We start from the raw sequence: 11436 nt of genomic DNA, 5'->3' as shown, positions 1-11436 counted from the left end.
GGTTTCCTCGCTCCGTCAGCCGACGGGCTTGACCGCCGAGACGTTGACCGGGGAGTTCGGCAGCGGCGTGAGCTTCTTGCCCGCTCCGACCTGGGCGTAGTTGAACCCGCTGGTGCAGGAGGTCGTCCCGGGCCAGCTCGGCGTCGAGCAGTCGTACGTCCCGTCGCGGAAGAACGTCGAGCCCTTCGTGTTCCCGATGTTGCGCAGGACGCTCTCCCGGGTCAGTGGCGCTCCGGTCCGGTCCGCGACCTGGCGCAGCATGTCCGCGGCCTGCACGGCGTCGAAGAAGCCGGCCTGGGCGAAGGTGTAGGTCGCGGGGTCCGGCGTGATGTGCCGCTCGAACGCGGCCAGGTCGGCCTTCACCTTGGGGCTCAGTGCCGAGTCCGCGTAGAGGTTGTTGAAGAACGGGTTGACGAAGATGACCTTCTCGAGGTTCTGCGCCGAGAGCTTCGGGATGATCGACGTCGATGTCGACGCGTCGAGGACGCCCGTGAACCCGGTGCCCCGGAACGCCGGGACGGCTGCCAGCGCGTCGGCATCCCCGACGTACAGGGTGACCCCGTCCGGCTGGGTCGCGACGACCGACGAGGCGAAGCTCGCCCAGTCCGGTCCCGTCGCCGGGTAGTAGAAGGCCCGGATGCCGACGCCCAGCCTCTGCGCGGCGGGCGCGACGACCGTCTCGAAGTACTCGTGCATCGGCGGGAGGTCGGGCAGGACGGTCGCCAGCGACTTCACCCCGAGTCCCTGCTGCGCGACGACTGCGGCGGAGTAGGCCTCCTGCGTCGACGGGGAGGCGAAGAAGGCCTGGCCGACCGCGTTGTTCATCCCGGGCGTGATGGCCTGGTAGCCGAACTCGGCGACCCCGGCAGCCTTGAGCACCGGCAGGATGCCGTCGGCCCCGTAGTCGAAGCCGAGGACCGAGAGCACGACGTTGCTCTGGACGAACTGGTTGCCGCAGTTGACCGCGCCGTCCGGCGTGCCGTCGGAGGCACACAGGGTCGACTTCAGCGGGTTCCCGTTGACACCGCCGAGCTCCTCGTTCACGTACTTGACGCCGGCATCGAATCCCGCGGCGAAGGCGGGGAACGCGAAGGTGCCGGTCATGGTGTTCTCGAACCCGACCAGAACCGGCGGCTTCGACGGGTCGGCGGCGACGGCGGTCGCCGGCCGGGCGGCCGGCGCATTCGCCGGATCACCCGATCCGGAGGGCGATCCGGTGCCGGTGCCGCATCCGGCGACGATCACGGCCAACGTCGCCGCGGCGATGCATTTCAGCTTCATTCTCATGACCTGACACATCCGTTCCTCGCGTAGCGAAGAATCGCTCGCGGTCGAAGTGAGGCGTTCTGCACGGCAGCTGACCTCTGTCACTCCCCGACGGTGGGGAGGACAGTACTTGTGGGATACCACACCGTCAAGACTGGATCCCATTAGGCTGCGCCTGCACTCGGACGAGTCCCGAAGGTCTCGGGGACCGCCACCGGGACCCTGTCCGAGCTGCTCTAGTGACTTTCCGACGAGCTCTCGCCCGGCTCCGTCCGAACGATCCGAACAGGGATGTTGCTCATCCTCGGCTGACCCGAGTAGCGCTCGAAGACGACATCGTCCGCGATCAACCGACCCGTGTTGGAACCCACGCTCCGGACGTCGCGGTCGATCCCCGGAAGATCACCGAACGCATGGCTCACCGAGACCGTTCCGGGCCGGACGGTGTCGTCCTCCTCGGCCACGGCGAGAATGGCGCCACGAGCCGAGGTGATCTCGACGATGTCCCCGGGGGCGACCTCCAGGCCGGCCAGGTCCGCCGGGTGGAGGAACGCCGGGTTGTAGGGTGGCCGACCTCCGGGCAGCGCCACCGTCGGCGAGTTCATGACGTGCATCATCCGCCGCGAGATGAGCCGGAACGGGAATTCCTCCCGGCCGGCGTCGGCGGGTGCGGCGAGCTCGTCGCGCAGGTCGGCCATCATGGCGGCGTTGCCGACGTCGAGGCGCCCCTCCCACCCCGGCTCCTTGGGCTTGACGTGGACGGGTGGGTCGGCGAACACGGCGCCCTTCGGGTGCCGACGGACCTCCTCGAGCGGGATCCGCGATCCGCTGTGGACGAGCGCGAACAGCTCGTCGACCTCCGGGTCCCGCGTCATGTCCAGTGCGACGGGGGCGGCCCCCGGGATCGGCATGGCCTCCCCCAGGCCCGGGAACAGGTCCAGCTGCAGGCCCATCCGCCGGGCCAGCCCGAAGAGCAGCCGCCACTGCTCCACGAGGTCCGAACCGGCCGGCGGCTCGACCACCGCCTCCGTGTACTGGGCGAACGGCACCGCCAGCCCCACCCCGTTGGCGTACAGCGGGAGGAAGTCCGCCATGAGGTTGGTGCCGGGCATCTCGAACGGCAGTGTGGTGGCGATGACGTAGTCCGCGAGCCGCGCCGTGGGCGACATCTGGAAGTCGACCTGCACGAGGAGGTCGAGCGAGCGCAGCGCCTCGGTCATCTTCAGCTGGTCCGGTACGCAGTTCGCCGGGTTGGCGCCCACGCTCAGCAGGGCCCGCACCCGGCCGTCGCCCGGGAGGAGGATCTCGTCGGCCAGGGCACCCGACGGCAGGCCCGCAGCCGTCATCGTCAGCCCGCGCACCCGCAGCTGCTCGCCGTACCCGAACGCCGCGAAGGGCGGAAGGGCCTGGGCCCGGTCGAGCTGCAGCGACTCGTGAGCGAGACACACGGGGTTGCGCACCCGCTCACCGGCCCGCATCCAGTGTCCGCAGAGGGTGTCGAGACACAGCAGCAGGTACTCGACCAGCGTCCCCTTCCCGGACATGTTCGGCCCCGTTCCCGCCGCCGCATAACCCCGGCGGGACCCGCCCACGAGGCGGGCCGCGGCGACGAGGTCCGCGGCCGGGACGTCCGCCCGCCGGGCGACGTGGTCCGGCGTGAACGGGGCGACCGCCTCGCGCAGCGCGTCGAACCCGGTGACGTTCTCCGTGACGAACTCGGCGTCGTGGAGACCATCCTCGATGACGACCCGGATCAGGCCGGCGATGATCGAGGCGTCCTCTCCGGGGCGGGGCTGGAGGTGGATGGTCGCGCGCCTGGCCGTCTCCGTCCTCCTCGGGTCGACGACGACCAGCGCGGCACCCCGGTTCGCGAGCCCGCGGAAGAAGTCCGCGGGAGGGCCGTTGCGGCCCTGGTGGCTGATGTACGGGTTGTTCCCGACCAGGAGCGCCACGTCCGGGTCCTGGAAGGCGAACCCGGGAGCCATCCACATGCCGTGGAACCCCTTCGCCAGCGGCTTGCCCGGCTGGTCCAGGGTGCTCGTGGTGAAGGTCATCGCCGAGCCGACCGCCCTCATGAAGGCGTCGACCATGGTCAGGTTGACCGGGCTGTCCATGGCCATGTACGTGCCCCCGAACAGGGCGACGGCGCGCGGCCCGTACTCCTCCGCGATCCCGCGGAGGCGATCGGCGATCTCGCCGATCGCCTCGTCCGTGGAGATCGGCGCGAAGCCGCCGTCGGGCATCCGCTTGAGGGAGCGGAGCAGTCGCTCCGGGTGGGCGTAGCGCGCGCCCTGCGTCCGGCCCTTGACACAGGTGTAGCCACGGTAGAGCGGATTGGTGCGGTCCCCCGAGATCGAGAGCACCGCGCCGTTCTCCGTCTCGACCTCGACGGGGCAGAGGTTCATGCAGAAGCGACAGATGGACGTCGTCGTCGTTCCCATCGCGGGTCTCCCTGGGCCGAGGGTGTCAGCCGCCGAGGCGGCGCAGTGGGCGGAAGAAGGTCCGGAGCTCCTCGACGACGGCCTGCGGCTGTTCGGCGGGGGCGAAGTGCCCGCCGCGCGGCTGGACCGACCAGTGCCGGAGGTTCGCCGCGGCCGCGACCCGCTCACGCGGGACCAGGAACACGTCGGCCGGGAAGACGCCGACCCCGACCGGCGTCTCGACGTACGCCGTCGCCTCCGCGAGGGCCGCGGTGGCGTCGGCGTAGATGCGGACCGACGAGCCGAAGCTGTGGGTGAACCAGTAGAGGCTGATCGTCGTGAGCAGGAACTCGGTCGAGTACACCGAGCCGAGGTCGCCGCCGCAGTCGCTCCAGTTGCGCCGGCGCTCCATGAGCCACGCCGCCAGCCCGACCGGCGAGTCGTTCAGCGCCCACGCCAGCGTCTGCGGATCGAGGACGTGGGCGTGCCCGTGGCTCAGGACCGTTCGGATCATCTGCTGGGTGTGGTCGAACCAGCCGGCCTCGTCGGGGCCGTACTCCTCGGGCGTCAGCGTCTGCATGCCGCCGATCAGCGTCGTGGGAGCCGTCGAGAGGTAGATCCCGGCCAGGTGCTCCCGCGCCACCCGGTCGAGCTCGGTGGTGACGGCCTCGCCCCAGTCCCCGCCGACGGCGCCGTAGCGCCCGTAGCCCAGGACCTCCGTCATCAGCCGGTCCCACAACCCCGCGATCCGGCGGACCGTGACCGGCTCCTCCGTCAACGGGGTCGAGAAGCCGAACCCGGGCAGCGACGGGACGACGACGTCGAAGGCGTCGACCGGGTCCCCGCCGTAGGAGGCCGGGTCCGTGAGTGGCCCGATGACCTCCGACCAGTCCCAGAAGGTCCAGGGCCACCCGTGCGAGAGGACCAGCGGCAGCGGCTCCGGCCCGCTCCCCCGTTGATGGACGAAATGGATCGGCGTGCCGTCGAGCTCCGCACGGAAGTTCGGCAGCCGGTTGATGACCTTCTCCTGCGCGCGCCAGTCGAACGCCAGCCAGGCCTCGACGAGCTCACGCAGGAACTCCCCCGTCGCGCCGTACCTCCAGTCCTCGTTGCCGACCTCCGGGGCCCAGCGCGTCGCGCGCAACCGGGCAGCCAGGTCGTCGAGCTCCTCGTCCGGGACGTGGATCTCGAACGGGACCGCACGGACCGCGGACCGGCCGTCGTCACTCGCCATCGCTCCTCCTTCGGGACGGGACCGGCCGCGGCGCCGGGGCGTCCGCGAGCGGCTCGATGTCGACGGGCAGGGCCGTCATCATCGGCATGTGCAGCACGCGCTGCACCGGGCCGCGCGTGCTCATCAGGGCGTTCACGTTCGCACCGACGCCGGGGGCGAAGGGGTCGTCCTCCTCGAGACCGCCCCAGCCGTGGGTGAGCGCGACGACGCCCCGGCGGAGGGTCTCGTCGCCCTTCGTCACCACCGCGATGGTCCCGTGGTCGCTGACGACCGTGACCTTGTCCCCGGAGGCGAGCCCGTGTGTCGCGAGATCGTCCGGATGGACGTAGAGCGGGTTGGTCCTGCCCTTGGTGATCTCGGGCAGGTTCCGGCCCTGGTTGTTGTAGAGCTCCTTGGACCGGCGCACGATCAGGCGGTAGTGGCGGCGTCGCGAGTCCTCCAGCACCGCCTTGAGCGCCTCCATCTCCTCGGGGAACTCGGGAGGGAAGAGGTCGAGGCGGTTGTCCTCCATACCGGGAGCGGGCCCCAGGACCGTGACCTTCCGCCTCGGTGCGGCGAAGCCGTTCGGATGGCGCTTGAGCTCCTCGAGGAGCGCGTCGTCGTTCGCCACCATGGCGAGCATCTCGTCACTCGTGGGCAGGGGTCCCGTCAGCGGGACCGGTCGGCCCGGGGGGATGTACCCGAAGGCGCCGAGCCCGGCGTCGTCCGGTACCCCCAGCTCCATGTCCAGCCCCATCGCCTCGCCGAGGAGCCAGAAGAACTTCCACTCCTCCACGGTGTCGCCCGGAGGGGGGACCAGGGCGGGGGTGTAGATCCCGAAGGGACCGAAGATCACGGCGTAGTCCGGCCGTTCGTACATCATCGTCGGCGCGATGACGTAGTCCGAGAGCCGCGACGTCTCGGTCATGTACGGGTCGATGTTGACGAGCAGGTCCAGGGCCTTGGCCGCCTCGATCTGGCGGGGCAGGCCCGGGATCGCGTTGACGGGGTTCCCGCCGATCGAGAACATCGCCCGTACCCGGTCCTCGCCGGGCTCGAGGATCTCGTCGGCGTAGAGCCCGCACGGGATCTCGCCGAAGCCCGAGAACGGGCTGGGCATCAGGCCGTGCCCGAACCGGTTGCGCCAGCTCGACTCCCAGTGCCGGGAGGGCGGGATCACCTGCGCGTGGCGCGGCGGAGGTTCGCCCACGAGCGCGTCGCTCTGGACCTGCTCGCCCTCGCGGACGAACCGCCCGCAGACGAGGTTGAGCGAGAGGATCAGCTGTTCGCACGGGTTCCCGCCGGGCCCCATGTCGGTGCCGGTGTGGCCGTTGGCGGCGCCCACCTTGCCCTCGCCGAACAGCACCGCGGCGGCGACGATGTCCTCCTCGGGGACCCCGCAGTACTCCGCGGCGATCGCCGGCGTCGTGCCCCGGACGTAGTCCCTGAGGGCGTCGACGTTGTCCGCGTACCGGCGGTGGAACTCCGGCCGGTCGAGCCCCTTCTCGAAGATGACGTTCAGGATCGCCGTCAGGAGCACGGCATCCGTACCCGGGCGTGGTTGCAGGAAGAGGTCCGCGGCCTTCGCCAGCTCGGTGCGGCGCGGGTCGATGACGATGAGCTTCAGCCCGCGCTTCTTGTGCTCCTTCAGCGTGACGAACGGGTTCGTGTTCGCCCATCCGACGCTCTGCAGGGAGATGAGCTGGTTCCCACCGATCTCCAGCCAGACGTCGGCGTCCTCGAACCGCTGGAAACCACCCGTGTAGAAGCCGGTCCGCGCCCAGGAGACGGTCTTCGACGCCTGGTCGATCGTGATGGGCGAGAACGACTTGTGGGAGCCGATGGCCCGCCACCACGCCTTCGCCACCGGCAGGGTGGCCGAGGCGAGCCAGGCGTAGGTGCCCCAGTAGACACCGACCGACTCGGGCCCGGTCTCGGCCATGATCGAGCCCAGTCGGTCGGCGATCTCGGACACCGCGGTCTCGAGGGAGATCTCGTCGAAACCGCCGTCGCGCCTGCGACGGAGGTGTCGCAGGATGCGGCCGGGGTTGTTGTGCCCCGCGTCCGCGTTGCGGCCCTTGACGCAGGTGTACCCGGCGGACGAGGTGTTGTCCGCATTCGCCCTGACGCGGACGATCTTGTCGTCCTCGACGTCCACCAGCATTCCACAGGCGGCGCCACAGGTCCGGCAGTACGAGACCTTGGTTTCCACGAGATCAGCCCTCAGGAGTGGGGGGTGGTGACGATCTTGCTACCGCGCACGAGCGGCCGGAACACCTCGAAGGCACGCTGGTGGAGGTTCGGGTGGATCTCCGCGGAGCGGCGGTAGTGGTACGCCGAGAGGGTCCGCTCGTAGTCCGTGTTCGGGACGTTCTTGATCTTCGCGTCGTGCACGACGTAGCCGATGATGTCCCAGTACTGACCACGCAGATCGTACTCGGGCCAGAGGATCTCGACGGCCGCCATCTCCCACGAGTTGCCGCCGATCTCGTCCTCGGCGAGCTGGTCGCGCGCGTCCGGCGGCGCGATGCGCTCGGGGAAGCGCTGGTCCCACGCCCCGAACCAGGCGGCGTAGGGACGGGCCGGGACGCGGAAGCGCTCCTCGGCCGGGATCGGCTCGGTGCAGTAGTCGAAGTGCGGGATGCGGACGCCACCCAGGACGCACTGGTTGCGCCAGAACAGTCGCGGGTCGACGAGCATCGGCATGTCGAACCGGCCGCGGTACTCCTTCGGCTGCCGCTCGAACTTCGGCAGCGTGCGGACGTACCGCTCCTCGGTGAAGTGCATCGCGGTGTGGAAGCCGAGCTCCAGGTACTTGTCGACCTGGCGCTTCCACTCCTTGCCGAGGTCGAGGGTGGCGAAGTGCGGGGTCATCGTCCAGCGGGCCACGCGCTCGACCGGCTCCTCGACGAGGTTCTGGCGCTCCGGCGGCACACTCGAGGTGCGACCACCGCAGCCCTTCACGGCGTCGTGGGGGCTGAAGTCGTAGGCCATGATCATCGAGCCGTCGACGGCTTCCTCGTCGGCCAGGTCGACAGCCATGTTCGGGCCGTCGATGTGCACGGCAAGGATGCGGCCGGGATCGATGCCGGAGTTGACGCGGACCCAGGAGCGGGTCTCGTCGAGGTACTTGCCGGTGATCACGTGGGAGTCCTGCGCCGCCACGATCCACTGGTTGACGGTCAGCAGTGTGCGCCCCTGCCGCTCGACCTCGGCCAGCAGACCGGCCTGGTCCAGGAAGTCGTTGGGCGCGTCGATCGCGGACTCGTAGTCGAACCAGCCCGACGGGTTGACGACGTTGCTGACGACGTTGTCCTCGAGGACGCTGAAACACTCCATCAGCGGCCAGATTCTGCCCATCACACCGCGACCCGCCTGCGTGGCGATCTCCGGGGGGAGGTAGCCGAGCCGGCGCCCCTCCGCCGCGAGCGCCGCGATCTCCTCGGTCGAGTACGGGCACGGGGTCACCTCGAACCTCATGCCGACCGCCTTGCCGCGCTCGTCCCACAGGTCCTGCAGCGACGCGGTCACGGCCTCGGGTGTACCACCCAGGGGCCTGATCTCCTCGACGGTCTCCTGCACTGCTGTCATCGCTTACCACCTGTAGATAGACGGGTCGACCACCGTGTCAACAGTACGCTACTGTAGCGTAGCGTTAGTCTGTACAGTCAAGAGCGAACCGGTGATCACGTGGGCAGAGCCCGACCAGTTACCGTCTCCGGCATGGACCCCCGTGTGGAGCGCACGCAGTCGGCCGTCATGCGCGCCGCCACGGACCTCGTCGTCGAGGGTGGGCCGAACGCCCTCACCGTGGACGCCGTCGTCCTGCGCTCCGGCGTCGCCAAGACGACCATCTACCGGCACTGGAAGTCGCGGGACGACCTGCTGGCCGCCGTCTTCGAGGCGTCCCTCCCCCGCCTGCCCGAGCCCGAGCCCGGAGCGGACGTGGAGACCTCGCTGCGGGCCGCCATGCTCTACTCGGTCAACTCCCTGCGCGACACCGAGTGGTCGCGGATGCTGCCCGCGTTCATCATGCTGAGCCAGCACGCCGCCGACATCATCGCCATCAACGAACGCATGGGCTGGCAGCACAACAAGGTGCTCGCCACGCTCATCGAGCAGGCCGCCGAGGAAGGGCTGATCGACCGCGACGTCGTCGTCGACGAAGCCATCGCCCATCTGCAGGGGCCGGTGATGATCGCGTTTCTGGCCGGTCTGGTCCCCATCGACGACCGCCTCGCGGAGTCCGTGGTCGACCGGTTCCTCGCCGCCTTCCAGCCGTCGGTCACCCGGGTGCGGGACGTCCCCGCCGGTGAGCACCGGTGATCGCGGCGCCCTGACGGGGCGATCCCGCACCGGCCTCCTGGAGGTCGGTGATCCGGGGCGACGACCCCCACGACGACCCGCCCGGGAACGACCCGGCGACGGGTCGTCATCCTCATCCTCGAACGAAGGACCGACATGACACAGACGACACAGGACGGGAGCCGGCAGCGGGTCCTGGCCGCCCGGGCGGCACTCGGACCGATCGGGGTGAGCGTGCCGACGACCGGTATGGACGTGGTCCCGATGCCGCAGCAGCTCGACGGCGCACAGCGCCTGGAGAAGGCCGGCTACCGCGCCGTCTGGGCCCGCGAAGGCGTGGGTGGGCACGACGCGCTCGTCGAGATCGCCGCGATGCTCGGTGCCACCGACCGGCTGGTCTTCGGGTCGGCGGTCGCCAACACGTGGGCGCGCCCCGCCTACACCCTGCATGCCGCGGCCGCCACGCTCGGCGAGGCGTTCCCCGGACGGTTCGTCCTCGGGCTGGGCGCGGGCATGGCCTACCAGGCCGAGGCCCTGGGACTCGGCTACGCGAAGCCGTACTCGCGGATGCGGGAGTACCTCCGGACCATGGCGACCCCCCTGCCGGGCCTGCCGATGGCCGAGCAGAGCTACGCCCGCATCATCGCGGCGAACGGCCCCAGGATGGTCGAGCTCGCCGGCACCGACGCCGACGGCGCACATCCCGGCCTGATCCCGGTCGAGTACACCGCGTCCGTCCGCGGCACGCTGGGGCCGGACAAGCTGCTCGTCGTCGCGCTGACGGTCGTGGGTATGCCGGACCGGCGGGACGCCCGGGCCGCGGCCGGGCAGTTCGTCGTCGGGGCACTCGGCTTTCCCGGATCACCATACGGCGCCAACCTGATCCGGCTGGGCTACCGGGCCGAGGAGATCGCCGCCGGAGCGGACCGGGTGGTCGACGCGGTGATGGCCTACGGCAGTCCGGACGACATCGCGGCCCGGGCCCGCGCGCACCTCGACGCCGGCGCGGACCACGTCCTGATCAACAACGTGCTGCCCGGCTACGACACCGGCCTGCGACAGCTCGAGTGGCTCGCTCCGGCGCTGACCGAGATCGCGGACTGACCTGCGGTGCCGCCCGGCTCAACCCGCCGGGCGCGCGCGGGCCGGTCCGGTCGAGGCGCGGGGGACGAAGTGGGCCGAGTCCGGGACCATGACGTCCCCCACCTGCCTGCCGGACAACGCGTCGAGCATGGCCGTGGCCACCGCGTCCCCCAGCTTGTCGTAGTCGGTGCGAATGGCGCTCAGGGGTGTCCGGAACAGTCCGGCGTCCTCGAGGTCGAAGTAGGACACGACCGACAGATCGCCCGGAACGGCGAGACCCAGCTCCCCGGCGATCGACAGGAGCTGCGTCGAGGTCGGCGGTGCGGCGAAGACCACCGTGGGCGCGGCGCCTCCCGTGAGGAGCTTCTCGACGGCGTTGCGCAGATCCTGCTCGCCGTGCCCGATCCGGATCTCGCGCCAGCGCACGCCGCGCATGCGCGGGTAGAGCTTGTAGAGGGGGTCCGCCCGGTCGACCACGATCTCGGCGAAGTCGCGATGCCCCAGCGCCTTGAGGTCGCGGCACGCGGCGGCGAACGCCGGGGCGCCGTCCAACGTGACGAAGGGCAGCTGCGCGCACTCCGGATCCCGGAAACCCACCGCGATCACCGGAATGTTCGACCGCTCGTACCAGGCGAGCGCGTTCGACGGCCGGGCCTGCCAGTAGAAGAGCCCGTCGACCCGGTGCGCGAGAAAACGCTGCAGCAGCGTGTCCAGGTCGAGCCCCTCGTTGCGGACGATCGAGAGCAGGACGCTGTAGCCGGCCGACTCCATGTTGGCGATCAGGTCCTGGAAGGTGTAGAGCAGCTCGCTCCGCGGATGGCCCTCGAAATTCACGACCATACCGAGGGTCATGGTCTTCTCTTGTCGCATCGAGCGGGCCGCGAGATTCGGGACATAACCCAGCTGCTCGGCCGCGGCATACACCCGACGCAGGTTCTCCGCGGACACCGGGAGCCCGTTCAGCGCCTTGGAGACGGTCGCGGTCGAACACCCCGCCAGTTCCGCCACGGCATGCACGGTCGCAACCTTGCTCGGCGACTTCCGGCGGGTTCTCGTCCGGGAAACGGGATCGGCCACGCGGCGATGATACCATTCGTCCGCAAAACGCAGATACGCCGGGAAAGCAGGAACTCGCGCGCGATTTCGGTG

9 protein-coding genes are annotated in these 11436 nt (G+C 70.1%); 3 read left to right on the top strand and 6 right to left on the bottom strand.

Going from position 1 to position 11436, the window contains the following annotated elements; genetic code table 11:
• Positions 1-15: 15 nt before the first annotated feature.
• Positions 16-1104, bottom strand: a complete 1089-nt coding sequence (locus ABD324_RS08440) for an ABC transporter substrate-binding protein (protein WP_344414210.1) — start codon at positions 1102-1104, stop codon at positions 16-18.
• Here ABD324_RS08440 and ABD324_RS08435 point away from each other — a divergent pair.
• A complete protein-coding gene (locus tag ABD324_RS08435; RefSeq protein WP_344414208.1) occupies positions 1094-1294 on the top strand; it encodes a hypothetical protein in 201 nt (66 codons plus the stop codon). The genes ABD324_RS08440 and ABD324_RS08435 overlap by 11 nt on opposite strands.
• Positions 1295-1502: 208 nt before the next feature.
• Here ABD324_RS08435 and ABD324_RS08430 read toward each other — a convergent pair whose 3' ends face one another.
• From ABD324_RS08430 to ABD324_RS08415, 4 genes are read right to left on the bottom strand one after another with little or no spacing between them, the layout of a single operon-like run.
• A complete protein-coding gene (locus tag ABD324_RS08430) occupies positions 1503-3707 on the bottom strand; it encodes a molybdopterin-containing oxidoreductase family protein (RefSeq protein ID WP_344414206.1) in 2205 nt (734 codons plus the stop codon).
• A gap of 25 nt (positions 3708-3732) precedes the next feature.
• Complete coding sequence (locus tag ABD324_RS08425; RefSeq protein WP_344414204.1) at positions 3733-4920, bottom strand: epoxide hydrolase family protein; 1188 nt, start codon at positions 4918-4920, stop codon at positions 3733-3735.
• Complete coding sequence (locus ABD324_RS08420) at positions 4910-7111, bottom strand: molybdopterin-containing oxidoreductase family protein (RefSeq protein ID WP_344414202.1); 2202 nt, start codon at positions 7109-7111, stop codon at positions 4910-4912. Before ABD324_RS08420 ends, ABD324_RS08425 begins: the two co-directional genes overlap by 11 nt.
• Positions 7112-7122: 11 nt before the next feature.
• Positions 7123-8490: a hypothetical protein gene (locus ABD324_RS08415; RefSeq protein ID WP_344414200.1), complete on the bottom strand. Its 1368-nt coding sequence runs from the start codon at positions 8488-8490 to the stop codon at positions 7123-7125.
• 132 nt (positions 8491-8622) lie between these two features.
• Here ABD324_RS08415 and ABD324_RS08410 point away from each other — a divergent pair, with 132 nt between their 5' ends.
• Positions 8623-9225, top strand: coding sequence for a TetR/AcrR family transcriptional regulator (locus tag ABD324_RS08410; RefSeq protein ID WP_344414198.1), 603 nt, complete (start codon positions 8623-8625; stop codon positions 9223-9225).
• A 135-nt stretch (positions 9226-9360) separates the two neighbouring features.
• Entirely contained in the window at positions 9361-10308 is a 948-nt protein-coding gene (locus ABD324_RS08405; protein WP_344414196.1) for an LLM class flavin-dependent oxidoreductase, read from the top strand.
• An 18-nt stretch (positions 10309-10326) separates the two neighbouring features.
• Here ABD324_RS08405 and ABD324_RS08400 read toward each other — a convergent pair whose 3' ends face one another.
• Complete coding sequence (locus tag ABD324_RS08400; RefSeq protein WP_344414194.1) at positions 10327-11295, bottom strand: LacI family DNA-binding transcriptional regulator; 969 nt, start codon at positions 11293-11295, stop codon at positions 10327-10329.
• Positions 11296-11436 lie beyond the last annotated feature (141 nt).

Source organism: Pseudonocardia ailaonensis, from assembly GCF_039531635.1.
Classification (GTDB): domain Bacteria; phylum Actinomycetota; class Actinomycetes; order Mycobacteriales; family Pseudonocardiaceae; genus Pseudonocardia; species Pseudonocardia ailaonensis.
This window is presented reverse-complemented; position numbering and strand designations above follow the sequence as displayed.

Excerpts from the sequence above, each read along its gene's own strand:
- ABD324_RS08440 (WP_344414210.1), bottom strand. The coding sequence starts at position 1,104 with ATGACCGGCACCTTCGCGTTCCCCGCCTTCGCCGCGGGATTCGATGCC.
- ABD324_RS08430 (WP_344414206.1), bottom strand. The coding sequence starts at position 3,707 with ATGGGAACGACGACGACGTCCATCTGTCGCTTCTGCATGAACCTCTGC.
- ABD324_RS08425 (WP_344414204.1), bottom strand. The coding sequence starts at position 4,920 with ATGGCGAGTGACGACGGCCGGTCCGCGGTCCGTGCGGTCCCGTTCGAG.
- ABD324_RS08415 (WP_344414200.1), bottom strand. The coding sequence starts at position 8,490 with ATGACAGCAGTGCAGGAGACCGTCGAGGAGATCAGGCCCCTGGGTGGT.
- ABD324_RS08410 (WP_344414198.1), top strand. The coding sequence starts at position 8,623 with ATGGACCCCCGTGTGGAGCGCACGCAGTCGGCCGTCATGCGCGCCGCC.
- ABD324_RS08405 (WP_344414196.1), top strand. The coding sequence starts at position 9,361 with ATGACACAGACGACACAGGACGGGAGCCGGCAGCGGGTCCTGGCCGCC.